Origin of the sequence: Cupriavidus sp. GA3-3 (assembly GCF_000389805.1) — a bacterium.
Taxonomy (GTDB): domain Bacteria; phylum Pseudomonadota; class Gammaproteobacteria; order Burkholderiales; family Burkholderiaceae; genus Cupriavidus; species Cupriavidus necator_D.
In genome coordinates, this window is the sequence record NZ_KB944482.1 from 232,818 (window position 1) to 256,741 (window position 23,924).

The window sequence follows — 23,924 nt, forward strand, 5'->3', positions numbered from 1 at the left end:
CTCCCCTCTCCCGCTCGCGGGAGAGGGGCAGGGGGTGAGGGCAGGCGGTCGCATACCGCCAGCACAACCTACCCCCCACCACGCTTGCCGTGCGCCTCCAGCACAAAGTAGCCGATCGCCCCGATCATCAGCGGAATCAGGTAATACATCGCGCGATACGCAATCAGCGCCGCCAGCAGCAGCCCGTGCGGCACCTGGCCGCCCAGCATCGTCAGGAACACGGTCTCGATCACGCCGAGGCCCCCGGGGATCCGCACCACCACGCCCGCCAGCCCCGACGCGAGCAATACCCCAAGCACCGTGAAGTACCCCGCATGCGTATGCAGTAGCGAAAACAGGATTGCCGCCATTGCCATCCAGTGCGCCGCCGACAAGAGGATTTGCAGCGCCGCGAAGCCGACCGACGGAACGTAGATATCGTGGTCGCGCACGGTCCGGTGCCGGCCGTGCCAGGTGGCACAGGCAGCCAGGTAGGCAGCCGGCACCGCCAGCATCAGCGCGCCCAGCACCCGTGTCAGCGCGGCGGGAACGCCCCACTCGGGCGGCAGCACCACCAGCTGCGCCACCAGGATGCCCCCCGCCAGCAAGGCATAGCCGAGCCAGTTGCTGCTCACCACCACCACGAACAGGCTCCAGATCTGCGGCAGGGTCAGCCCGGCGCGCGTGTACAGGCGATAGCGCACGCCCGCGCCGCCCAGCGTGGCCCCGAGGTTGAGGCTGAGCGTGTAGCTGACATAAGAGATCGCCATCACCCGCCGCGCCGGCAACGGGTGTCCGGCATAGTGGCAGCCGAGGCGGTCGAACTGGCTGTACAACAAGCCGCTCAGCGCAACGAAGGCCGCCGCCGGCGCCAGCGTGCGGGCGTTGAAGCCGCGCAGCGCGGCCAGCACCGCGTCCCAGTCGATGGTGCCCAGCTTGCGCGCGATCAGCGCCAGCACCGCGGCAATGAACAGGATGCCGATGGCACGGCGCCACGCGGGCCAGTGCGCGTGCTGGCGGATGGCCGAGAAGGTCGTCGCGCCCATCATTGCGCGCCTCCCCTCGTCGCCGCGCACCGCAAAACCGGCGTCAGGAATGTGCAGGAATGCAAGCCTGCGCGCGCCAGCCCGGCATGCAATTTCTGGCCTGCCTCGGCTTCAAACAGGATAAAAGTTTCCGCCAGTGCGCTTTCGCGCGCGCGCGGGATGGCGCCGGCCCCGCACGACAGGCGCCGCTCTGCGCCATGCCCTGGCCGGCGGAAACGATTGGAGGCGGACTGCATCGGTGTCATGACCTGAGAAAGCCGCAAACACCGTGCCAGCACGGGCACGTCAACCACGGCCACGGCTGCGCCGCCAGCGCGCCAGGGCTGCGGCCGCCAGCGCACCAGCGGCAAGCCCGGCAATGAACACCGCGGCAGTGGTCCCCTCCCAGCCCGCCGCGGCCGCAACCTCTGCACGGCCCCGCGCAAGGGGCGCGAGCGACTGCCAGTCGGCAGCCGTGAACTGCGTCATCGCCTGCGCCCCGTCCAGGCCATACACGCAGATCTCCCCGCCCGGCAGCTTGCAGAAGCGCTCGCGCGGGCAGGCCTTGAGGATGGCCTGCGGAGCGCCCTCGCCGCAGCTGGCCCCGGCGCTGCGCAAGACCTGGATCGTGACTTCGGGATGCCGGGTAAGTTGTTCGGGCATGGCGGCCTCCATACGGGTGACGCTGTCCTTCAGCGTAGTGCAGCCAGGCGCCGGCGCCCTTATTCACCAGCGGCATATGACCATGCGTAATAACTCGTTCGCCTATTGCCTGCCTTTCCATACAATGAGGCGACGCCGCGGCGGGACGCTGCCGGCCTCCAACAACATAACGGGGAGCATCAGATGCAATACGGGAAATTCGGCTTCGTCGCACGGCTGGCGGCAGCGGTGCTGGCACTGGGCGTGATGCAGGGTGCCGGCGCGGCCGATCCGGACAAGAAGGAAATCCGCTTCGGCGCCACCGCCGGCCCCTACGCCGACCAGATCCGCTATGGCGTGAAGCCGGTGCTGGAAAAGCGCGGCTACAAGGTCACCATCATTGAGTTCAGCGACTACGTGCAGCCCAACCTGGCGCTGGCCGACGGCGCCATCGACGCCAATGCGTTCCAGCACGTGGCCTACCTGAAGAAGTTCTCGGCCGACCGCAAGCTGGCGCTGACCGACGTGATCCAGGTGCCGACCGCGCCGATCGGCATCTACAGCCGCAAGCACAAGGGCCTGGCCGAGGTGAAGCCCGGCAATACCGTGTCGCTGCCGAACGATCCCACCAACCTGGCGCGCGCCATCGCCATCCTGCAGCAGATCGGCTGGGTCACGCTCAAGCCGGGCACCGACCCGATCCGCGCCAGCGAGCGCGACATCGACGCCAACCCGCACAAGCTCAAGCTGATCCAGCTGGAAGCCGCCCAGCTGCCGCGCTCGCTCGACGACGTGGACTATGCCTTCGTCAACGGCAACTATGCGCTGGCCTCCGGCCTGAAGCTGACCTCGGCGCTGGCGCTGGAGAAGATTCCCGACTATTACATGAACCTGGTCGCGGTGAAGACGGCGGACCTGAACAAGCCCTTCGTCAAGGACATCCGAGAGGCCTACGAGTCGGCGGAGTTCAAGGCCGTGACGCAGCAGCGCTTTGCGGGCTTCGTGCAGCCGCCGTACCAGCGCTGAGCCACCGCGCTCTCGCCAGCAAGAAAGCGCCGCCAGGCGCTTTCTTGCATTTGGGACAGCTGTCGCGCGCATTGTGCGCAGCAAGACAATTTTGCGCCGCGCGCGCCGCGCAAATGCCCTACACTCAAGCTCAAGTCCCCCGCGCCCAAAAAGCACGGCAGGGATCACAACGCGATCATTGCTGCGGATAGCTGCGAAGATCCTCGCGGCCGTCCCAGCGGATCCTGTCGAGACAACCGCATCGAGAGACCTGCCATGTCCACGGTTGCGCGCTTTGAGATCGGCTACACCCGCTACCTTGCCCCGCCGGGCGACACCTCCTCCCCCACTTCTCCTCCCCCACCCCTTGCCAGCAACCCCGACGCGCTGCTGCCGCTGTACCAGGCGATGGTGCTGACGCGCCAGTTCGACCTGAAAGCGATTGCGCTGCAGCGCACCGGCAAGATCGGCACCTTTGCCTCGGCCCTCGGCCAGGAAGCCATCGGCGTGGGCGTGGCCTTTGCGATGCGGCCCGAAGACGTGCTGGTGCCCTCGTACCGCGACCACGCGGCGCAGTTTGTGCGGGGCGTCACGATGGCCGAGAGCCTGCTCTACTGGGGCGGCGACGAACGCGGCAGCGGCTTTGCGGCGGCGCCGCATGACTTTGCCAACTGCGTGCCGATCGGCACCCAGGTCTGCCACGCGGCCGGCGCCGCCTATGCGTTCCAGCTGCGCGGCGAGCCGCGCGTGGCGGTCTGCCTGCTGGGCGACGGCGGCACCTCCAAGGGCGATTTCTATGAGGGCATGAACATGGCCGGCGCGTGGCACGCTCCGCTGGTGATCGTGATCAACAACAACCAGTGGGCAATCTCGATGCCGCGCAGCGGCCAGACCGCGGCGCAGACGCTGGCGCAGAAGGCCATTGCCGCCGGCATCCCCGGTGAGCAAGTCGACGGCAACGATGTGGTCGCGGTGCGGCACCGCGTCGGCGAGGCCATCGCGCGCGCGCGCGACGGCGGCGGCCCGGCGCTGATCGAGGCCATCACCTATCGCCTGGGCGACCACACCACCGCCGACGACGCCTCGCGCTACCGCGACGAGGCCAGCGTCAAGGCGCACTGGCAGGAAGAGCCGCTGCTGCGGCTGCGCACGCACCTGCTGGCGCTGCACGCGTGGGACGCGGCGCGCGAGGAAGCGCTGGTCAAGGCCTGCTCACAGCAGGTGGCGCAGGCCGTGGAGACCTACCTGGCCGTGCCGCAGCCGGACCCGGCCGCGATGTTCGACTGCCTGTACGCAACCATGCCGGCCGAATTGCAGGCGCAGCTGGAGATTGCCCGGCGCTTCCTGGCGCCGCACGGATAACCAGCAAACCCTGCGCCTTCACCTGGCGACCACAGCGAGCGAACCATGGCGGAAATCAATCTGGTCGAAGCAGTCAACCTGGCGCTGGCCCATGCGCTCGAGCACGATCCCGATGTGCTGCTGCTGGGCGAGGATATCGGCGTCAATGGCGGCGTGTTCCGCGCCACCGCGGGCCTGCAGGCGCGCTTTGGCGCGGCGCGCGTCATGGATACGCCGCTGGCCGAAGGCGGCATCGTCGGCGCGGCGATCGGCATGGCGGCAATGGGGCTCAAGCCGGTGGCCGAGATCCAGTTCACCGGCTTTATCTACCCCGCGGTCGACCACATCATCAACCACGCCGCACGCATGCGGCATCGCACGCGCGGGCGCTTGTCATGTCCGATGGTGGTGCGCTCGCCGTGCGGTGCCGGCATCCATGCACCCGAGCATCATTCCGAAAGCCCGGAGGCGATGTTCGCGCATATGCCCGGCATCCGCGTGGTGGTGCCTTCATCGCCCGCGCGCGCGTACGGGCTGCTGCTGGCGGCCATCGCCGATCCGGACCCGGTCATCTTCCTCGAACCCACGCGGCTGTACCGCCTGTTCCGCCAGGAAGTGGCCGACGACGGCGCCGCGCTGCCGCTGGACACCTGCTTCACGCTGCGCGAAGGCAGCGACATCACGCTGGTGAGCTGGGGCGCGATGGTGCAGGAGACGCTCGCCGCCGCGGACGCACTGGCAGGCGAAGGCGTGACGGCCACGGTCATCGACGTGGCCACGCTCAAGCCGCTGGACATGCAGACCATCCTGGAATCGGTGACGCGCACGGGCCGCTGCGTGATCGTGCACGAGGCCCCGCGCACCGCCGGCTTCGGCGCCGAGATCGCGGCGCAGCTGGCCGACGCGGGCCTCTACTCACTGGCCGCGCCGGTGCAGCGCGTGACCGGCTTCGACACCGTGGTGCCGCTGGCGCGGCTGGAATACACCTACCTGCCTGGCGTCGCCCGCATCGTCGACGCGGCGCGCAAGGCGATGGCAGCGTAATGCGAGAGTTGCCGACGATAGGCAAGGAGTGCCGATGAGAGTCTTCAAGCTGCCCGACCTGGGCGAAGGCCTGCAGGAGGCCGAGATCGTGACCTGGCACGTCAAGACCGGCGACACCGTGGCCGCTGACCAGCCGCTGCTGTCGGTGGAGACGGCCAAGGCCATCGTGGAAATCCCGTCGCCCTATGCAGGCACCATCGCCAAGCTGTTTGCGCAGCCCGGCGATATCGTCCACCTGGGCGCGCCGCTGGTCGGCGTCGAGGGTGCGGGCGAGGATGCCGACGCCGGCACCGTGGTGGGCTCGGTCCAGGTCGGCACGCACGTGGTCAATGAAGCCGCGCCCGCGGGCTCCGCGGCACCCGCCGCGGCCATGGCCGCCCGCGTCAAGGCCACGCCGGCGGTGCGCGCGCTGGCGCGCCGGCTCGGGGTGGACCTGGCAATGGCCACGGCATCGGGCCCCGAGGGCGTCGTCACCGCCGCCGACGTGGAGCGGGTAGCCAGCACGCTGGCCGAACTGGGCGCGCCGGAACAGCTGCGCGGCGTGCGCCGGGCGATGGCGCAGAACATGGCGCGTGCACAAGCCGAAGTGGCCGCCGCCACCGTGATGGACGACGCCGACATCCACGCCTGGCAGCCCGGCGCCGATGTCACCATCCGGCTGGTGCGCGCCCTGGTGGCCGGCTGCCGCGCCGAACCCGGCCTCAATGCCTGGTACGAAGGCCAGACCGCCCGCCGCCACGTACTGAAGAAGATCGACGTCGGCATCGCGGCCGACCTGCCCGAAGGCCTGTTCGTGCCGGTGCTGCGCGACGTCGGCAACCGCGATGCCGCAGACCTGCGCCACGGCCTGGACCGCATGCGCGCCGACATCCGCGCGCGCACCATCGCGCCGGAGGAGATGCGCGGCAACACCATCACGCTGTCCAACTTCGGCATGATCGCGGGGCGCTATGCCGCGCCAATCGTGGTGCCGCCGACCGTGGCAATCCTGGGTGCGGGGCGCGTGCGCGAGGAAGTGGTAGCAGCCGGCGGCGTGCCGGCGGTGCACCGGGTGATGCCGCTGAGCCTGACCTTTGACCATCGCGTGGTGACGGGTGGGGAGGCGGCGCGGTTTCTGGCGGCGGTGATTGCGGATCTGGAGATGGCGGTGTAGCGGTCGAAGACAACAGGGAGCCGACGAGCAAATAGCCTCGGAGAATACTGCCGCCCCTCGTGTACGCTCCCCTCTCCCGCAAGCGGAAGAGGGGAGCAAACCGCCGGTGTGCTGGCACCGATCGGGAATCGGGCGCTGCGGTGGCCCTGTATATAATGCGTTTCCGATCGCCGCTGCCGTCAAGCCGGACCTATCCGGACAGCCGGACACCCCTCATGGAATCCAAGACCGCCCGCCTTACCATCCTGATCGATCCGGTCAAGAAAAAGGCCTTTGAAACCCTGTGCGCCTCACAGGACCTGACACCGTCGCAGGTCGTGCGCCAGCTGATCCGCGAATACCTGGCCCAGCATGGCGTGGAATACGCCACCAAGCCCAAGCCCGCGGGCAGCACCCGGCAGAAGAAGTGACTCAGCGCGGGGCGTCGCCCTCGCCTGCATCTTCGCTTGCCAGCTCGCCGCAGCGCTGCACCACCTGCGCCAGCGAATCCACGTAGTTGCCCTCCCCCAGCGCCGCCAGCACGCCCGCGCGCGCCAGCTTTTCCCTGACCCGCTCGTTGGCTTCAGCCAGCACCACCGCCACGCCGCGTTTCTGCAGCGTCACGATCACGGCCTCCAGCGTCTGCAGTCCGGTCATGTCCATGAAGGGCACGCGGCCCAGGCGGATCAGCAGCACGCGCGGCTCGGTATGGGTCTGCACCAGTGCGCGCTCGCACGCTTCCACGGCACCGAAGAAGAACGGTCCGTCGATGGCATAGACCAGCACGCCCGGCGGCATCCGCGCGGGCAGGCCGGCGCCGGTATCGCCCAGTTCGCGCTCTACGTCCACGACATCCTGGCGCGCCACCTCCACTGACGCCGACATGCGCCGCAGGAACTGCAGCATGGCCAGGATCACCCCGATATTGACCGCCACCACCAGGTCGGTCAGCACGGTCAGGGTGAAGGTGATCAGCAGGATGGCCACGTCGGCGCGCGGCGCGCGGCGGACCATGCGCGCGAACTGGCGCCCCTCGCTCATGTTGTAGGCCACCAGGAACAGGATCGCGGCCAGCGTCGCCAGCGGCACGCTGGCCGCGAGCGGCGCCAGGAACAGCAGCACCATCACCAGCGTGAGCGCATGCACCACGCCGGCCAGCGGGCTGTTGCCGCCATTGCGGATATTGGTGGCGGTGCGGGCGATGGCGCCGGTGGCGGCAAACCCGCCGAACAGCGGCGCCAGGATATTGGCGATGCCCTGGCCGACCAGCTCCTGGTTGGAATCGTGCCGCGTGCCCGCCATGCCGTCGGTCACCACCGCGGACAGCAATGACTCGATCGCGCCCAGCATGGCGATGGTGAAGGCCGGCCCGGCCAGCTCCAGCACGCGTGCCAGCGTGATGTCCGGCAGCGCGGGCACGGGCAGCCCGCGCGGCAGGCCGCCAAAGGCGGTGCCGATGGTGGCGACGCCGTCAAAGCGGAACAGCGCCTGCACCGCGGTGGCAACCAGCAGCGCCACCAGCGGCCCGGGGATGCGCCGCAGCCAGCGCACGCGCGGCGCGCCCACTACCAGCGCCAGGCTGCCCAGCGCCAGCGCGGTGGTGGCCGGGTGCCATTGCGGCAGCGCCTGCAGCAGGTGCCAGAGTTTTTCGTGGAAATGCTCGCCGGCGACCGGCGGCAGACCGAAGAAATCGCGCCACTGGCCGACAAAGATGATCACGCCGATGCCAGCCGTGAAGCCGACGATCACCGGCGCGGGAACGAACCGGATCACGCTGCCCAGCCGCGTCAGCCCCATCGCCAGCAGGATCAGCCCCGCCATCAGGGTGGCGATCTGCAGGCCGTCGATGCCATGGCGCGCGGTCACGGCGGACAGCACCACGATAAACGCGCCGGTGGGCCCCGCGATTTGCAGCCGGCTGCCGCCGAACAGCGACACCGCCAGCCCGGCGACGATGGCCGTGTACAGGCCCTGCTCCGGCTTGGCGCCTGACGCGATCGCAAACGCCGTGGCCAGCGGCAGCGCCACCACCCCGACGATCACGCCCGACACGATGTTCGGCAGCCAGTTGCCGCGTCGGAACAGTCCGGCCAGCCAAGCTTCGCGCAGCGCGATCATGCGTCAATCCCTCGGGTTCGTGCAGGATGATGATGGTGCATTGGATGATAACAGCATGTTAATGCCCGCCGGCTTGCGGCTCGCGCCGTGATATTCGCCACGCCTGCACTGTCGCTTATGCCACTCAATTCCTATACTGGATTGGCTCGCCCGGGCGTACGGGGTATGGGCCAGGGCGGACGCGGCAATCTTCTGCAATCGGAGGCCCATCATGTTCAAGCACCTCCTTGTGCCTACCGACGGCTCCGCACGCGCCGACGCGATGGCGGCCCGCGCCATGGCCTTTGCCAGCCGCATCGGCGCCCGCGTGACCGGGCTGCATGTGATTCCCGAGTACCACGTACTGCCCTACCGGCTGACCAGCCTGCAGGACACCAAGGACACCTTTGCCGCAGAAGCAGCGCGCCACGCGGATACCTTCCTCGCCGCGCTCAGCCACACCGCGGCGCAGGCCGGCGTGGCCTGCGAGACCGTTACGGCCACCGACGACCATCCCTGGCAGGCCATCATCCAGTGCGCGCAGCAGCGCGACTGCGACCTGATCGTGATGTCGTCGCATGGCAAGCGCGGGCTGCAGGCGCTGCTGATCGGCAGCGAAACCCACAAGGTCCTGACCCACAGCACGATCCCGGTGCTGGTCTTCCGCTAGGCGGCCGGGCGAACAACGAGACAGCGCGATAGCGGGCAACAGCGCGCGGCGACGCGCGTTTCCAAACCACGCCAACTGCAAGGAGCGCAACCATGGCGATTCGACTGGGCGAGCAAGCCCCTGATTTCACCGCCGACACCACGGAAGGCAAGATCAGCTTCCATGAGTGGATCGGCGACAACTGGGCCATCCTGTTCTCGCATCCCAAGGACTTCACGCCGGTGTGCACCACCGAACTGGGCTATATGGCCCGGCTCAAGCCCGAATTCGACAAGCGCAACACCAAGATCATCGGCCTGAGCATCGACCCGGTCGGCGACCACCAGCGCTGGGTCAAGGACATCGAGGAAACGCAGAACTGCACCATCAACTATCCGATGATCGGCGACGCAGACCTGAAGGTGGCCAAGCTCTACGACATGATCCACCCCGAGGCCAGCGGCAGCGGCCCGCGCACGGCGGTAGACAACGCCACCATCCGCTCGGTGTTCATCATCGGCCCGGACAAGAAGGTCAAGGCCATGCTGGTGTACCCGATGAGCGCCGGGCGCAATTTCGACGAGGTGCTGCGCCTGCTGGATTCGCTGCAGCTCAATGCCAAGCACACCGTGGCCACGCCGGTGAACTGGAAGCCGGGCGAGGACGTCATCATCCCGACATCGGTCTCGGACGAGGAGGCCAAGAAGAAGTACCCGCAGGGCTTCAAGACCCTGAAGCCCTACCTGCGCACGGTGGAGCAGCCCAAGTAAGGGGAGCGAGAAGCGCCAGCACCAGGGAGTGCGGCCGGGCGTGGGGGTCACGCCGGCCGCCGCCGGGCCTCCCGGGCAGTCACGGCCGGGAGGCCCGACTTGTCCACAGTAACTATCCACAGCTTCAGTGGATATCCCCCCTCTTGACAACCGCAAAGGGCGCGCCGGTGCTGGAATTCACTGGAGTGCCCGTTTTATAGGCAACCCTCCGGGCTACGGGAATGGTTGCGGGCGTTCGAATTTTGTGCCTGTTGCGATTCTTCCGCCACCGGGCGCTCAGCGCGTCAGCACCTCGCGGATGGTGTCGGCCAGTTCCTTGGCCACGAATTTCGCTACATAAGCGTCCGCGCCCACCTTGCGCACATGCTCCTCGCTGGCCTCTCCCGACAGTGACGAGTGAATCACCACCGGCAGCGACTTCAGCCGGCTGTCCGCCTTGATCTTGCGGGTCAGGGTGAAACCGTCCATCTCCGGCATCTCCAGGTCGGTCAGCACCAGCGCCACCTCGTCCTGCACTGACCTGCCATGGCTGGCCGCCTCGCCGGCGATGCGGTCGAGCAGCTCCCACGCCTCCTTGCCGGACTTGGTCATCACCACCGGCGCGCCCAGCGCCTTCAGCCCCTGCTCGATCAGGCCGCGCGCCAGTGCCGAATCGTCGGCGGCAATGACCTTGGCGCCGGGGCGCAGGCTCAACTGCGGGCCGACCGTGCCCGGGTCCACGTCTGGCTGCCGCGTCGGCAGCACATCGCGCAGGATCTGCTCGACGTCCAGCACCTGCACCAGCCGCGACGGGCCCGCGCCCCCGGCGGTGTCCCCGTCCAGCTTGGCGATGCTGGTGACGTGGCCGGTCCGCACGCTGGCCTCGGCCGAATGCACCTGGTTCCACTCCAGGCGCACAATTTCCTCCACTGCCTCCACCGCGAAGCCCTGCGTCGAACGTGCATATTCCGTCACCAGCAGGATGCCCAGGCCGCTGCGCGGCTTGCAGCCCACCAGCCGGGGCAGGTCGATCACCGGGATCACCTGGCCGCGGATATCCGCCATGCCCAGGATCGACGGGTCGGCCCCCACCACGGTCGTCACGTGCGGCATCACCAGGATCTCGCGCACCTTGAAGACATTGATCCCGAACAGCTCCGTCTGGCCGGAATGCTCGGCTTCGCCAAGCCGGAACAGCAGCAGCTCGAACTGGTTGTTGTTGGTCAGGTTGGTCCGTTCGTCGATGTCCCTCATGGAACTGCTCATGCTGCGCTCCCGTGCCGTGCGTGTGGTTTTTGCCGCCGTCGTTGTCATCAGCCTGCGGCCGCGGCGGATGGCGGACGGCAGGGTTCATGACTGGATATCGGCGCGGGGCAACGGGAGTTGAGAGGCGCACGCAGCGCGTGTTCGGATTTCATCCTTGCATATCCGGATTGCTTCGTTCCTCCGGCGCAGCGTCGTCCATATAGTGGTTCCCAACTTGTCATAACACGCTATGTCGATCCCCATGACGACCCGGACCAACGTGGTACCCGTCCCCGCCGCCGCAGCCATGCCGGCACCGATCCCGCTGCCGCTCTATACGCAAATCAAGGACGCCTTGCGCGCCAGCATCCTGGACGGCACCTATCCGCCGCACCACCAGATGCCGTCGGAAAGCGAGCTGGGCGAGCGCTTTCGCGCCAGCCGCATCACCGTGCGCCAGGCGCTGGGCGACCTGCAGAAGGAGGGGCTGATCTTCAAGATCCATGGCAAGGGCACCTTCGTCTCCAAGCCCCGCGCCTTCCAGAACGTGACTTCGCTGCAAGGCTTTGCCGAGGCCATGTCGAGCATGGGCTACGAGATCCTGAACCAGATACGCAACTGCAAATGCGTACCTGCCAGCCGTCACGTTGCCACGCAACTGCGGCTGCGCGAAGGCGATCCGGTGGTGGAGATCCGGCGCGTGCGCCTGCTCAACCGCGAGCCGGTGTCGCTGGAGCTGACCTGGGTGTCCGAGGCCGTCGGCCGCCGCCTGCTCACTGCCGACCTGGCCACGCGCGACATCTTCCTGATCCTGGAAAACGACTGTGGCGTGAAGCTCGGCCATGCCGACCTGAGTGTCGACGCCATCCTCGCCGACGACGAGCTGACCCAGGCCCTGCGCATCGAGGAAGGCGCGCCGGTGCTGCGCATCGAACGCCTGACCCATGACGCGCAAGGCACGCCTATCGATTACGAGTTCCTCTACTTCCGCGGCGACGCGTTCCAGTACCGGCTGCGCGCAGACCGGCACAAGACCGCGCCAGCCGCCAGCGTCACCAGCCCAGCCGGCCATGCACGGCCCCGCAAACCAGCCAGCAAGGGGAAGCCCTCCGCATGAATACCCTGACTCACGAATACGACATCGTTGTCGTCGGCGGCGGCACCGCCGGCCCGATGGCCGCGATCAAGGCCAAGGAACGCAACCCCGCGCTGCGCGTGCTGCTGCTCGACAAGGCGCACGTCAAGCGCAGCGGCGCCATCTCGATGGGCATGGACGGGCTGAACAATGCCGTGATCCCCGGCCACGCCACGCCCGAGCAGTACACCCGCGAGATCACCGTGGCCAACGACGGCATCGTCGACCAGTCCACCGTTTATGCCTACGCGCGCCACAGCTTTGCCACCATCGAGCAGCTGGATCGCTGGGGCGTCAGGTTCGAGAAGGACGAGACCGGCGACTACGCAGTGAAGAAGGTCCATCACATGGGCTCCTATGTGCTGCCGATGCCGGAAGGACACAACGTCAAGAAGGTGCTGTACCGCCAGCTCAAGCGCGCGCGGGTAGAGATCACCAACCGCATCGTCGCCACGCGCGTGCTGACCGACGCCAGCGGCGCCGCCGGCGGCGTGATGGGCTTCGACTGCCGCAGCGCGGACTTCCACGTGATCCGCGCGCGCGCCGTGATCCTGTGCTGCGGCGCGGCCGGCCGCCTGGGCCTGCCCGCTTCCGGCTACCTGATGGGCACCTACGAGAACCCGACCAATGCCGGCGACGGCTATGCCATGGCCTATCACGCCGGCGCCGCGCTGGCCAACCTGGAGTGCTTCCAGATCAATCCGCTGATCAAGGACTACAACGGCCCGGCCTGCGCCTACGTGACCGGCCCGCTGGGCGGCTATACCGCCAACGGCAAGGGCGAGCGCTTTATCGAATGCGACTACTGGAGCGGCCAGATGATGTGGGAGTTCTACCAGGAGCTCCAGGGCGGCAACGGCCCGGTGTTCCTGAAGCTTGACCACCTGGCGGAAGAAACCATCCAGACCATCGAGACGATCCTGCACACCAACGAACGGCCCAGCCGCGGCCAGTTCCACGCCGGGCGCGGCACCGACTACCGCAGGCAGATGGTGGAGATGCATATCTCGGAGATCGGCTTCTGCAGCGGCCACAGCGCTTCCGGCGTGCATGTGAACGAGCGCGCCGAGACTACCGTGCCGGGCCTGTACGCGGCCGGAGACATGGCCGCCGTGCCGCACAACTACATGCTGGGCGCCTTCACCTATGGCTGGTTTGCCGGGCACAACGCGGCCGACTACGTCGCCGGCCGCGGCCTGCCTGAAGCCGATGCGGCCCAGGTCGAGGCGGAGCGCGCGCGCGTGTTCGCACCGCTGGCGCGCGAGAGTGGGCTGCCGCCCGCCCAGGTGGAATACAAGCTGCGCCGCATGGTCAACGACTACCTGCAGCCGCCCAAGGTCACGCGCAAGATGGAAATCGGCCTGCAGCGTTTTGACGCCATCGCCGAGGACATCGGCCAGATCCGCGCCGCCAATCCGCACGAGCTGATGCGCGCGGTCGAGGTGATGGCGATCCGCGACTGCGCCGAGATGGCGGCACGCGCCTCCCTGTTCCGCACCGAGAGCCGCTGGGGTCTCTACCACCATCGCGTCGACTATCCGCAGCGCAATGATGCGGACTGGTTCTGCCATACGCACCTGAGCAAGGATGAAGCCGGGCGCATGGTCAGCCACAAGCGCGCGATCGAGCCGTATATCGTCCCGGTGGCAGGCGACGACGCCACCGCCTACCAGCGGCTGCGCGTCAGCCGCGGCCAGGCCGCCGCCACGGCCGCCACTGCCGAACCCGCCACCCTGGCTGCCGCCTGAAGGAACCCACGCCATGGCCTACACCCCGCATGAGATCGCCCAGCGCAGCAGCGCGCCGGTCACCATCGATGAAGACAAGTGCATTGCCGACAAGGGCTGCACGGTCTGCGTCGATGTCTGCCCGATGGACCTGCTGGCCATCGACCTGACCAAAGGCAAGGCATTCATGCAGTTCGACGAGTGCTGGTACTGCATGCCCTGCGAGAAGGATTGCCCGACGGGCGCGGTCAGGGTCGAGATCCCGTACCTGCTGCGTTGATTGCCCCGCTTCATGACAACAGCACCACAGAGATAACCCCATGAAAGCCTCCACCAGCATCCACCTGCTGCTGGCACTGGCCGCCGCCAGCCTGGCCGGCACGGCCAGTGCCGAAACCATCCGCGTTGCCATCGGCACGCAGGACACCACCATCAACTGCGCCACCGGCGGCCTGCTGATCCGCGAACTGAAGCTGCTCGACAAGTACCTGCCCCGCACCGGCAAGTACAAGGACGTCACCTACGACGTGCAATGGAAGAACTTCACCTCCGGCCCGCCGCTGACCAACGAGATGGTGGCCGACAAGCTGGATATCGGCGCCATGGCGGATTTCCCCGGCTCGCTCAATGCCGCTGCCTTCCAGAAGGCCGGCAAGAAGAGCCTGTTCATCGCGCCGCTGTCGGGCAACGCGATCGGCACCGGCAACGGCATCGTGGTGCCGGCGGATTCGCCGGTCCAGTCGCTGGCGGAGCTCAGGGGCAAGACCATCTCGGTGCCGTTCGGCTCCACCGCGCACGGCATGCTGCTGCGCGCGATCAAGCGCCAGGGCTGGGACCCGGACAAGGACGTGACCCTGGTGTCGCAGTCGCCCGAGGTCGGCGGCTCGGCGCTGCAGGCACACAAGGTGGACGGCCATGCCAACTTCGTGCCCTTCCCCGAGCTCTTTGTCTTCCGCGGCTTTGCCCGCAAGATCTATGACGGCGCCCAGGCCGAGGCCCCCACCTTCCACGGCGCGCTGGTGAACGCGGAATACGCGCAGAAGTACCCGGAGATCGTGGTGGCCTACCTGCGCGCCGCGATCGAGGCCGACCGCCTGATGGCGGCGGAGCCCGAGAAATACAGCGAGCTGATTGCCCGGGTGACCGGCATCGACGCCGAGGTGGACTACCTGTTCCATGGCCCGCTCGGCCTGCAGAACCGCGACTACACCTGGAAGCCGGAGTACCGCCAGGCGCTGCAGACCTCGATCGAGACGCTGAAGCTGCTCAAGCGCACCGATGCCGACCTCAGCGCCGACACCGTGATCGACGAGCGCTACATCCGCGAAGCCTTCAGGCTGGAGGGGCTGGACTATGAAGCGCGCCTGAAGTCCTACGACAAACAGCCCCTCGCGGCGAAGGACGCGGGCAGCGGCAAACCCATCGCCGAGCCGAAGCTGGCCGCGCAGCTGTGGCTGCGGGGCGAGTCCAGGGTGCGCGCCTATGCCTCGCCGGCTGCAGCATTCGCCGCGCTCAGGCAGGCTGCAAAAGAGGGCAAGCAGGCGCGCGTGCTGTATGTGCATGACCGCAATACCGGCCTGAAGCTGCTGGCCAGCAAGGCGTGGTACGTGCAGGACGGCAAGGGGCAGGCGAGCGCCTTCCTGCTCAAGGGCTCAGCGGATGGCTGGGCAAAGGCCAATGGTGGCAATGTGCGGGACTTTGCCGCAGTCAGCGGCGCCGCGGTCGCCGTGGCCAGCAACTGACGCGGAGCGCGCCCATGACCTCGATCAGCCTTGAAGCGGGGGCGCCCCCGGTGGCACCGGCCGCGCCGGGCGCGGCACGCGTGCGGCTGGCACGCTGGCTGGTGCGCCTGGCCGCGCTGGCCAGCTGCATCGTGCTGTGGCAGCTGGCCTCGTCCCACCGGGCCCACCTCGGCCTCGTCACCTTCGCCAACGTGCCCGCGCCCAGCGACGTGGTTCCGGCGGCCTGGCAACTGCTGCAGTCACCCAAGCTGGTGCTGCACCTGAGCAACAGCCTGTACCGCGTGTTTGCCGGCTTTGGCGCGGCGGCCGTGGCTGGCATCGTGCTCGGCATGGCGATCGGCCGCTCGCGCTGGCTGGAAGACCTGCTGCTGCCACCGCTGGAGGTGCTGCGCCCGATCCCCGGCGTGGCGTGGATTCCGCTGGCAATCCTGATGTTCCCGTCTTCGGAGCTGAGCATGATCTTCATCACCTTCATCGGGGCGCTGTTCCCGATCCTGCTCAACACCATCCACGGCGTGGAGCGCACCGACCCGCGCCTGGTCGCCACGGCGCGCAGCCTGGGCGCGCGCCGCTGGACCGTGTTCCCCGAGGTGCTGCTGCCCGCGGCGCTGCCGAGTATCGTCACCGGGCTGGCGATCGGCATGGGCACGTCCTGGTTCTGCCTGGTCACCGCCGAGATGATCGCCGGCCAGTACGGCATCGGCTACTACACGTGGGAGGCCTACAACCTGCAGAACTATGCAGACATCGTCGTCGGCATGCTCCTGATCGGTGCCTTCGGCATGGGCAGCAGCGCGCTGATCAAGCGCCTCGGCGCGTGGCTGATGCCGTGGACCCGCCTGCAGCAGGTGCGCGCATGACGAGCCAACCGATCCGCGCGGGCCACCTGCAGGTGCGCGGCCTGGATGTGGCGCTGGGCCAGGGCGATGCCGCCTTCACCGCCGTGCACCAGCTATCCATCGACATTCCCGCCGGGCAGTTCGTCTGCATCCTGGGGCCGTCGGGCTGCGGCAAGTCCACGCTGCTGGGCGCCATCGCCGGACACCTGCCGGCGGCGGCGGGCGAGATCCTGCTCGACGGGGCGCCGGTGCGCGGCCCCGCGCCGGTGCGCGGGCTGGTGTTCCAGCAGCACTCGCTGTTCCCGTGGAAGCGCGTGCTCGACAACGTCGCCTTCGGCCTGAAGATGCAGGGCGTGCCCACCGCCGAGCGCAAGCGCGAGGCGCAGGCCCTGCTGGACCTGGTCGGCCTGGGCGGCTTCGCGCAGCGCTACCCCGCCCAGCTTTCCGGCGGCATGCAGCAGCGCGCGGAGATTGCGCGCGTGCTGATCAACCGGCCGCGCGTGCTGCTGATGGACGAGCCCTTCGGTGCGCTCGACGCGCAGACCCGCGCCCATATGCAAGCCCTGCTGCTCGAGGTCTGGGCGCGGATGCGCACCACCGTGGTCTTCGTCACCCATGACATCGACGAGGCGCTGTTCCTGGCCGACCGCGTGCTGGTGATGTCGCCACGGCCCGGACGCATCCTTGAAGATATCGCTATCCCCTTCGAGCGGCCCCGCCGCGCCGAGTTGATGACCGATGACGATTTCATCCGGCTCAAGCGCCGCTGCCGCGACCTGCTGCACGACCACACCCAGGCCAGCGCGCTCGCGACCGCCGCCTGACCGCTATCGACCTGACTGCCATCCATGCCGCAAGCTTCCACCCTGCCTGACGAATCCCTGTTTGATCTCGATCCCTCCATCGGCGCGCTGACGCTGCGCCTGGCCGACCCCGACCCCGCGGTGCGACGCGTGGCCGTGCTGCAACTTGCCGACCTGGAGGATGAAGACGGCGTGCCGCTGCTGCTGCAGCGCCTGCAATCGGACCCTGCCGAATCCGTCCGCGCGGAAGCCGCGCGCACGCTGGCCAGCTGGGAGCAGGAAGCGGTCGTCCCGGCGCTGGCCGCGGCACTGGCCGACCCCAGCCGCGAAGTGGCCGAAGCGGCAGCACAGGGATTGTCGGAACTGAAGGCGCCCGCCTCCGGTGCCGCCTTGCTGCCGTGGGTCACGCACGGCGATCCCTTTGTCCGGGCGGCCGCGTGGCGCGGCCTGCGCGAGCTGCGCTATGCGGCCGGCTTCGATGCGGCCATGGCGGCCCTGTCCGACGCGGCCGCCCCGGTGCGCCGCGAAGCCGTGGCCGTGCTGGGCTGGCTCAGGCGCAGCGAAGCCCTGCCCGCGCTGGCACAAGCTGCGACCAGCGATGCCGATACCGACGTCAGGCGCGCCGCCGCCGGCGCGCTCGGCCTGGCTGCCGACCCGTCGGCGCGCGATGCGTTGCTGGCGGCCCTGCGCGACGGCGCCTGGCAGGTGCGGGAAGAAGCCGCGCAGACGCTGGGAAAACTGAAATTCCCTGAAGCCGTGGGCCCGTTGATCGACGCGCTGGAAGACCGCTACTGGCAGGTCCGCCTGCAGGCCGCCAGGGCTCTCGGCAAGCTGCGTGACCGCGCGGCGCTGGTGCCGCTGACGATGCAGCTGGCCCACGCCATCAGCAACCTGCGCAAAGAGGCCGCGCTGTCGCTGGGGAGCCTGCGGGATGCGGCAGCCGTGCCGGCCCTTGCCTCGGCCGCCGACGATGCCGATCCGGAGGTACGCAAGGCCGTACGCATTGCGCTGGCGCAGATCGGCGCGCCGGAGGCTCATGCATGAGCGGCGGCATGGTCGTACCCACGCGCCTGGAGCTCTCCCGCGCCAACGGCGCGCTGCGCGTCTACTGGCCAGACGGCCAGTGCCAGTCGCTGGACCCGGGCCGCTTGCGCGCAGCCTGCCGTTGCGCCGCCTGCCGCGGCAAGCCCTCGGAGGCCGGGCCGGGCGACACGCAAATCGTCGCCCTCGGCGAAATGGGCTATGGTGTGCAGATCGTGTTCAGCGACGGGCACGACCGCGGCATCTACCCGTGGCCGTACCTGCAGGCGCTGTAGCCGGGCGCTTACCCGCCCGCCAGCGCCTGCAGGATATGCACCTCGTCGGTTTCCTTCAATGGCGCGTCCAGCCGCATCAGCTGCGTGCGGTTGACGAAGACGCGGATATACGGCCGCAGCTTGCCCTGCTCATCGACGATGCGAAAGCGCATGCCGGGGAACTGGCGGTCAAGGTCGTCGAGCAGCTCGGCGATGCTGGCGCCACGGGCCTCGACGTATTCGCGCTGTCCGGTATAGGAGAAGAGCGGCGTCGCGATACGGACCTGCATGGAAGTTCTCCGGTCGGCTGATGGCATTCAGGCAGGGCGCGCCACGGTAACCGCGTAGACCTGCGGCAGGTTGCGGGCGATGCATTGCCAGCCCTCGCCTTCATCGGCACTGGCCCAGATCTCGCCGCCGGTGGTGCCGAAGTACACGCCCACCGGCGCGTGGCCGTCGGTGGCCATGGCCTGGCGCTTGACCGTGAACCAGCCTTGTTCGGCGGGCAGGCCGCGGTCCTGGCGCTGCCAGGTTTCGCCGGCATCGCGCGTGACATACGCTGCCGGGCGGCCGCCCGGGCTGACGCGCGGCCAGACGTCGCTGCCATCCATCGGGAACACCCAGACCGTGCGCGGATCGCGGCGGTGGGCGACGATGGGGAAGCCGATATCGCCCACTTCCGCCGGCATGGCTTCGCCGATGCGTTTCCACACGCCTTCGCGGCGGTCCATGCGGTAGATGCCACAATGGTTCTGCTGGTACAGGATGTCCGGGTCGGCGGGATGCTGCAGCATGCAGTGCGGATCCTGGCCGTACTCGGGATTGGGATCGGGCAGGAAGGTGGCGAGGCTGCCGCGGTTCAGCGGCTTCCAGTCCGCGCCGCCGTCGGTGCTCTCGAACACGCCGCCGCTGGACATGCCGATATACAGGTGGCGCGCGTCGCGCGGATCGACCAGCACGGAATGCATCTTGGGGCCGTCGGGCGTGCCGTCCTGCTCGCCGCCGGTCCAGGTGCGCCAGTTCGGGTGGTCGTTGAAGCCTGATACCGGCTCCCAGGTCACGCCGTGGTCGGCGCTGCGGAACAGGCCCTGCGGCGAGGTGCCGGCATACCAGGTGCCGGGCTCGCTGGCATGGCCGGGCGTGAGCCAGAACACGTGGTCGACGACGCGGCCGGTCTCGCCCTCCGGGGCCTTGTCGAAGGCGGGCGGGCGCGCGGCTTCGGTCCAGTTGCGGCCGCCGTCGGTGGAGCGGAACACGGTCGGGCCCAGGTGGCCGGTGCGCGCCGCCATCAGCATGCGCGACGGGTCGCGCGGGTCCTGCACGATATGGTGGATGGTATGGCCGAGGAACGTCGGGCCCTCGATCTGCCAGCTGCGGCGCGCGGCGTCGCTGGTCAGGAACCAGGCGCCCTTGGTGGTGGCCACCAGCAGCCTGACGGGGCCGGTGTCGGTTTCGGGTGTGGGGGAAGTCGTCATCTTGGCTCCTGCAAGAAGGCCGGTGAACGATGCTTTCTGAGTCTAGTACATGTAGACAGTGTTCACAATTAAAGATGGCGGAGCTGTGGCCGGCAGGCCGGCCATAGCCACCATGATTACGAAGTAGCACGGAGTTAAAAGCGGAAGCCCGCAACTTGCCTCGACATTGCGCGCGAAGTGTGGCATAAGCAATGTTCCCCCGATGCTTTCGCGCCCCGACACCCATGCTTCGCACTGTCCGCTTCGCCACCCTGAACCGCCCGGCCCTGCCGGCGGCAGGCGTGCGCGCCGCGCAGCGCCCGGGCGCCGCCATCGACCTGGCCGACCGCTTCCACGCGTACGCCCAGGTCCGCCGTGCCGTGCTTTTCCTGGCCGTGCGGGCAGCTCGGGGCGCCACCCTCCAGTCCTGAGCTTTCCCGCACGGCCCATGTCGCGGATGCCATCCGGCACCCGCTTGATCATGCAGCCAGGAGAAAGCCAGACATGTCCCCGCTCTACCGCCATACCTTCTGCGCCATGGTGGCGCTTGCCGCCCTCTACCTGATCCTCAATCCCTGAGCCCCAGTGGAGTCTTGCCATGGTGAATTTCCATGCCCTGCGCCTGCCGGCGCCGGCCTGCCGCGCGCGCTCGAACTGCGCATCGACGTTGAGCTCGCGCCGGGCGATATCGAGCGCGAGCTGGGTGCCCTGCACGACCGCATCGGCCAACCCGGCGACTGCCTGCATGCGATGCCGGCGCTGCCCGCGGGCGCGCCAGGCCTGCGCCTGCGCTATCGCGAGGCCGACGGCGAGTACTACGTGTATGTGGAAGATGTGATGCAGCGCCGGCTGGCCGGTTATACCGTCTTCAACCGGCTGATCGAGGTCGGCCGCCGGGCCGACCCATGGGTACGGGCGCCGCACACAAAGTTTGCGCCCGCTTACCAGCGCCGCGGCCTGGCTCGGGCGCTGTACCGCTGGGCGCTGGATGGCGGGCTGTGCCTGCTGAGCGGGGCGCGCCAGTCGGCCGGCGCCAACGCCCTATGGCAGGTGCTGGCCGCCGATTACCCGATGGGCTATGTGGACTTGCGCCACAAGACGCTGACCTGGCTGGGCCAGGCCGTCGACGCGCCAGTGCGTGAGGGCCTGCATACGCGCATGCTGCTGCTCGGGCGCGGCTGGACCCTGGACACGTTCATGGCCCGCACCGGCATGTACTGAGGCAGCGCGCCCGCTTACAGCCAGCGGATCGGCGCGGCCTCGCGTGCGTTGGCTACGTACAGGGTCCAGCCCTGGGCAAAGTAGGCGCGCACCCGCGCGGCCAGCGATTGGCCGCCGCCCACGCGGGCGTAGTAGGCAACATCGCGTGCCGGCTGGGCGGCGGGCTTCGATGCCTTGGCTTGGGCGGGCTGGCGATAGAGGGTGTCGGCGAGTACTTGCATGGCGAATATCCTTTCCGGTTGGATGGAAGTTGGTGCGCCTCACGAAGCACATCCAGCCGTGGTTCGGCCCGGATCGGGAGGCAGCTCAGGGTTATCCCTAGTATAGAGAAGTTGCGCCTGAATCATCCGGGTCTGTACCTATAGGCCGTATATGGGGTGCGTGATAATGGCCGCCTGCCGCACGCGCCACCTGATGCCAATCCGGCAATCCAAGGTGCCCAACCGTCACATTCGATATTCCTCGATGCACATGCCGCGCATTGCCTGCCGGTGATGATGCATGGCGCGTGGTCACCTAGCCTTCAGCCTTGCCCGGATCGCGCCCGCAGAGGCACCGACAAGCGGCACACCGATAACAGCGGGTTGGCCAGGTTTGCGCCTCCAGCCCAGACCAGAACCACGTGAGACACGCCTGACGACAGTCCGTACGACGGACGTTGCAGCGCCCGCAAGGAGACAGCTCATCATGATCGAACAGCCCTATCCGTCGTCCGCGACGGAAGCCGATGCTGCACGCCCCCAAGTCCCCGAAGTCCGGAGCCGGATCGACGCGTTTTTCGAGATCACCGCGCGCGGCAGCACCCAGCGCAAGGAAGTGGTCGCCGGGGTGACCACCTTCATGGCGATGGTCTACGCCGTCTTTGTCGTTCCCGGCATGCTGGGCAAGGCCGGCTTCGACACCAGCGCGGTCTTTGTCGCGGTGTGCCTGACCACCGCCTTCGGCTCCCTGCTGATGGGCCTGTGGGCCAAGCTGCCGATCGCCATCGGCTGCGCCATCTCGCTGACCGCATTCATGGCCTTCGGGCTGGTGCTGGGGCAGGGCCTGTCGCCGGCGGTCGCGCTCGGCGCCGTGTTCCTGATGGGCGTGATCTTCACCGCGATCTCCGTCACCGGCGTGCGCTCCTGGATCCTGCGCAACCTGCCCGCCGGCGTGGCGCACGGCACCGGCATCGGCATCGGCCTGTTCCTGCTGTTGATCGCCTCGAATGAAGTCGGCCTGGTGGTCAAGAACGCTCACCCCGGCCTGCCGGTGTCACTGGGCAAGATCACCTCGTTCCCGGTGGTGATGTCGGTGCTGGGCCTGGCCGCGATCTTCGGCCTGGAGCGCCGCAAGGTGCCGGGCGGCATCCTGCTGGTGATCATCGCGATCTCCGCGCTGGGCCTGGCCTTCGACCCGGCGGTGAAGTTCACCGGCGTGTTCGCGCTGCCGTCGCTGAGCGCACCCGGCCATGAATCGCTGATCGGCGCCATGGACGTGCGCGGCGCGCTGACGGCAGCAGTGCTGCCGAGCGTGCTGGCCCTGGTGATGACCGCGGTGTTCGATGCCACCGGCACGATCCGCGCGGTCGCCGGACAAGCCGGCCAGCTCAACGCTGCCGGCCATATCCACAATGGCGGGCGCGCGCTGACCGCGGATTCGGTCAGCTCGATCTTCTCGGGGATGTTCGGCGGCGCTCCGGCTGCAGCCTACATCGAGTCGACCGTCGGCGTTGCGGCCGGCGCCAAGACCGGCCTGACCGCCGTGGTGGTGGGCCTGCTGTTCGTTGCGGTGATGTTCTTCTCGCCGCTGGCCGGGCTGGTGCCGTCGTACGCCACCGCGCCCGCGCTGATGTACGTGGGCCTGCTGATGCTGTCGAGCGTGAGCCGCCTGCACATGGACGACATGGTCGACGCGATGGCTGGCCTGGTCTGCGCCGTGTTCATCGTGCTGACCTGCAATATCGTGACCGGCATCATGCTGGGCTTCTGCACCCTGGTGGTGGGCCGCGTGGTGGCTGGCGAATGGCGCAAGCTCAATGTCGGCACGGTGGCCATCGCGGTCGTGCTGGCTGCGTTCTATGCCGGGGGCTGGGCCATCTGATCCTGCCGAAAGCTACTGCCGCGTCCCGGGCGCCACGCCCGGGACGCTGACAACCAGATGTCTCCTCCACCGTGATCCAGGTGGATTTCAAGCCCGGGCTTCCTGCTTTCCCGGGCTGTTTTTTTGGTGGCTTGCCTGAAAGGTCCCGCGCTTGGCGAATGGCGTTTCGCTAAATCGCCTTCATTGCCCGGCCTGCATTGCCGCCACATCCATGTACACCAGTTCCCAGACATGGCCATCGGGATCCTGGAATCCATGCCCGTACATGAATCCCAAATCCATCGGCGGCTTGTAGGTATTGCCACCCGCCGCGACCGCGGCATTGACCATTTCATCCACGCGCGCGCGGGTTTCCATCGACAGGCAAACCAGCACCTCAGTCGATTTCCGTGCATCGCAGATTTCATTGGGCGAGAAGCTGCGGAACTTGGCTTCGGTCAGCAGCATCACGAAAATGTTTTCGCCGACGATCATGCAGGTGGCAGTGTCGTCGGTAAATTGCGGATTGAAGGAAAAACCCAACTGCGTAAAGAAGGCAATCGACTTTTGCAGGTCACGGACGGGCAAATTGACAAAAATCTGCTGGCTCATCAGGGGCTCCGGTAGTCGTGTCAGAGGGGGCTGCGCCGGGCGCAGACAAGCAGTCTAGGCGCTAAAGGCCTGGGGCGTGCGTATTTTCATTGTCCTTAAATGCGGGCAAAACGGGCGATGCCCAGCC

Annotated in this window: 27 protein-coding genes; 18 read left to right on the top strand and 9 right to left on the bottom strand. The window is 68.0% G+C overall.

Going from position 1 to position 23,924, the window contains the following annotated elements:
* Positions 1–68 precede the first annotated feature (68 nt).
* From C265_RS18965 to C265_RS18970, 3 genes are read right to left on the bottom strand one after another with little or no spacing between them, the layout of a single operon-like run.
* On the bottom strand, positions 69–1,028 hold the full coding sequence (locus C265_RS18965; protein ID WP_010810906.1) for a lysylphosphatidylglycerol synthase domain-containing protein: 960 nt from the start codon (positions 1,026–1,028) through the stop codon (positions 69–71).
* Positions 1,025–1,324, bottom strand: coding sequence for a hypothetical protein (locus C265_RS32255; protein WP_144062260.1), 300 nt, complete (start codon positions 1,322–1,324; stop codon positions 1,025–1,027). The genes C265_RS18965 and C265_RS32255 overlap by 4 nt, the downstream gene beginning before the upstream one ends.
* Positions 1,311–1,667: a hypothetical protein gene (locus C265_RS18970; protein ID WP_037024789.1), complete on the bottom strand. Its 357-nt coding sequence runs from the start codon at positions 1,665–1,667 to the stop codon at positions 1,311–1,313. The genes C265_RS32255 and C265_RS18970 overlap by 14 nt, the downstream gene beginning before the upstream one ends.
* 183 nt (positions 1,668–1,850) lie before the next feature.
* Here C265_RS18970 and C265_RS18975 point away from each other — a divergent pair, with 183 nt between their 5' ends.
* The 5 genes from C265_RS18975 (at position 1,851) to C265_RS18995 (ending at position 6,599) form a co-directional block, all read left to right on the top strand.
* The gene (locus tag C265_RS18975; RefSeq protein WP_010810904.1) at positions 1,851–2,672 is read left to right on the top strand and encodes a MetQ/NlpA family ABC transporter substrate-binding protein; all 822 of its coding nucleotides are present in this window, start codon (positions 1,851–1,853) and stop codon (positions 2,670–2,672) included.
* A 255-nt stretch (positions 2,673–2,927) separates the two neighbouring features.
* Positions 2,928–4,013, top strand: a complete 1,086-nt coding sequence (gene pdhA / locus C265_RS18980) for a pyruvate dehydrogenase (acetyl-transferring) E1 component subunit alpha (protein WP_010810903.1) — start codon at positions 2,928–2,930, stop codon at positions 4,011–4,013.
* A 45-nt stretch (positions 4,014–4,058) separates the two neighbouring features.
* Positions 4,059–5,036 (top strand): alpha-ketoacid dehydrogenase subunit beta, encoded by a 978-nt coding sequence (locus C265_RS18985; RefSeq protein WP_010810902.1) that lies wholly within the window; start codon positions 4,059–4,061, stop codon positions 5,034–5,036.
* A gap of 34 nt (positions 5,037–5,070) precedes the next feature.
* Positions 5,071–6,189, top strand: coding sequence for a dihydrolipoamide acetyltransferase family protein (locus C265_RS18990; RefSeq protein WP_010810901.1), 1,119 nt, complete (start codon positions 5,071–5,073; stop codon positions 6,187–6,189).
* Positions 6,190–6,404: 215 nt separating this feature from the next.
* Complete coding sequence (locus C265_RS18995; RefSeq protein ID WP_010810900.1) at positions 6,405–6,599, top strand: ribbon-helix-helix domain-containing protein; 195 nt, start codon at positions 6,405–6,407, stop codon at positions 6,597–6,599.
* Between the two features lies 1 nt (position 6,600).
* Here C265_RS18995 and C265_RS19000 read toward each other — a convergent pair whose 3' ends face one another.
* Entirely contained in the window at positions 6,601–8,286 is a 1,686-nt protein-coding gene (locus C265_RS19000; RefSeq protein WP_010810899.1) for a SulP family inorganic anion transporter, read from the bottom strand.
* A 211-nt stretch (positions 8,287–8,497) separates the two neighbouring features.
* On the opposite strand from C265_RS19000, the gene C265_RS19005 reads away from it, so the two are divergent.
* Both C265_RS19005 and C265_RS19010 read left to right on the top strand, forming a co-directional pair.
* Positions 8,498–8,935: a universal stress protein gene (locus C265_RS19005; RefSeq protein ID WP_010810898.1), complete on the top strand. Its 438-nt coding sequence runs from the start codon at positions 8,498–8,500 to the stop codon at positions 8,933–8,935.
* A gap of 92 nt (positions 8,936–9,027) precedes the next feature.
* Positions 9,028–9,684 carry a peroxiredoxin gene (locus tag C265_RS19010; protein WP_010810897.1) on the top strand — a complete coding sequence of 219 codons (657 nt, stop codon included), beginning with the start codon at positions 9,028–9,030 and terminating at the stop codon, positions 9,682–9,684.
* 276 nt (positions 9,685–9,960) lie between these two features.
* Here C265_RS19010 and C265_RS19015 read toward each other — a convergent pair whose 3' ends face one another.
* Positions 9,961–10,929, bottom strand: coding sequence for a chemotaxis protein (locus C265_RS19015; RefSeq protein WP_010810896.1), 969 nt, complete (start codon positions 10,927–10,929; stop codon positions 9,961–9,963).
* A gap of 241 nt (positions 10,930–11,170) precedes the next feature.
* Here C265_RS19015 and C265_RS19020 point away from each other — a divergent pair, with 241 nt between their 5' ends.
* From C265_RS19020 to C265_RS19055, 8 genes are read left to right on the top strand one after another with little or no spacing between them, the layout of a single operon-like run.
* Entirely contained in the window at positions 11,171–12,025 is an 855-nt protein-coding gene (locus C265_RS19020) for a GntR family transcriptional regulator (RefSeq protein WP_371258364.1), read from the top strand.
* Positions 12,022–13,791, top strand: coding sequence for a fumarate reductase/succinate dehydrogenase flavoprotein subunit (locus C265_RS19025; protein WP_010810894.1), 1,770 nt, complete (start codon positions 12,022–12,024; stop codon positions 13,789–13,791). Before C265_RS19020 ends, C265_RS19025 begins: the two co-directional genes overlap by 4 nt.
* Before the next feature lie 13 nt (positions 13,792–13,804).
* Positions 13,805–14,050, top strand: coding sequence for a ferredoxin family protein (locus C265_RS19030; RefSeq protein WP_010810893.1), 246 nt, complete (start codon positions 13,805–13,807; stop codon positions 14,048–14,050).
* Positions 14,051–14,090: 40 nt separating this feature from the next.
* Positions 14,091–15,512, top strand: a complete 1,422-nt coding sequence (locus C265_RS19035) for an ABC transporter substrate-binding protein (RefSeq protein ID WP_010810892.1) — start codon at positions 14,091–14,093, stop codon at positions 15,510–15,512.
* Between the two features lie 14 nt (positions 15,513–15,526).
* The gene (locus tag C265_RS19040; RefSeq protein ID WP_010810891.1) at positions 15,527–16,372 is read left to right on the top strand and encodes an ABC transporter permease; all 846 of its coding nucleotides are present in this window, start codon (positions 15,527–15,529) and stop codon (positions 16,370–16,372) included.
* Positions 16,369–17,175 carry an ABC transporter ATP-binding protein gene (locus C265_RS19045; protein WP_010810890.1) on the top strand — a complete coding sequence of 269 codons (807 nt, stop codon included), beginning with the start codon at positions 16,369–16,371 and terminating at the stop codon, positions 17,173–17,175. The genes C265_RS19040 and C265_RS19045 overlap by 4 nt, the downstream gene beginning before the upstream one ends.
* Before the next feature lie 24 nt (positions 17,176–17,199).
* Entirely contained in the window at positions 17,200–18,198 is a 999-nt protein-coding gene (locus C265_RS19050; RefSeq protein WP_010810889.1) for a HEAT repeat domain-containing protein, read from the top strand.
* An 8-nt stretch (positions 18,199–18,206) separates the two neighbouring features.
* The gene (locus C265_RS19055) at positions 18,207–18,470 is read left to right on the top strand and encodes a gamma-butyrobetaine hydroxylase-like domain-containing protein (protein ID WP_035823310.1); all 264 of its coding nucleotides are present in this window, start codon (positions 18,207–18,209) and stop codon (positions 18,468–18,470) included.
* An 8-nt stretch (positions 18,471–18,478) separates the two neighbouring features.
* On the opposite strand, the gene C265_RS19060 is transcribed toward C265_RS19055, so the two are convergent.
* Positions 18,479–18,739: a MoaD/ThiS family protein gene (locus C265_RS19060; protein ID WP_010810887.1), complete on the bottom strand. Its 261-nt coding sequence runs from the start codon at positions 18,737–18,739 to the stop codon at positions 18,479–18,481.
* A gap of 27 nt (positions 18,740–18,766) precedes the next feature.
* A complete protein-coding gene (locus C265_RS19065; RefSeq protein ID WP_010810886.1) occupies positions 18,767–19,924 on the bottom strand; it encodes a sialidase family protein in 1,158 nt (385 codons plus the stop codon).
* A gap of 224 nt (positions 19,925–20,148) precedes the next feature.
* On the opposite strand from C265_RS19065, the gene C265_RS19070 reads away from it, so the two are divergent.
* The gene (locus tag C265_RS19070) at positions 20,149–20,334 is read left to right on the top strand and encodes a hypothetical protein (RefSeq protein ID WP_010810885.1); all 186 of its coding nucleotides are present in this window, start codon (positions 20,149–20,151) and stop codon (positions 20,332–20,334) included.
* Positions 20,335–20,488: 154 nt separating this feature from the next.
* Entirely contained in the window at positions 20,489–21,124 is a 636-nt protein-coding gene (locus tag C265_RS19075) for a hypothetical protein (protein ID WP_010810884.1), read from the top strand.
* Between the two features lie 14 nt (positions 21,125–21,138).
* Here the strand turns inward: C265_RS19075 and C265_RS19080 are convergent, their stop codons facing one another.
* Complete coding sequence (locus tag C265_RS19080) at positions 21,139–21,345, bottom strand: hypothetical protein (RefSeq protein ID WP_010810883.1); 207 nt, start codon at positions 21,343–21,345, stop codon at positions 21,139–21,141.
* A 466-nt stretch (positions 21,346–21,811) separates the two neighbouring features.
* On the opposite strand from C265_RS19080, the gene C265_RS19085 reads away from it, so the two are divergent.
* Positions 21,812–23,206, top strand: coding sequence for an NCS2 family permease (locus tag C265_RS19085; protein ID WP_010810882.1), 1,395 nt, complete (start codon positions 21,812–21,814; stop codon positions 23,204–23,206).
* A 180-nt stretch (positions 23,207–23,386) separates the two neighbouring features.
* Here C265_RS19085 and C265_RS19090 read toward each other — a convergent pair whose 3' ends face one another.
* On the bottom strand, positions 23,387–23,797 hold the full coding sequence (locus C265_RS19090) for a VOC family protein (protein WP_010810881.1): 411 nt from the start codon (positions 23,795–23,797) through the stop codon (positions 23,387–23,389).
* Between the last annotated feature and the right edge of the window lie 127 nt (positions 23,798–23,924).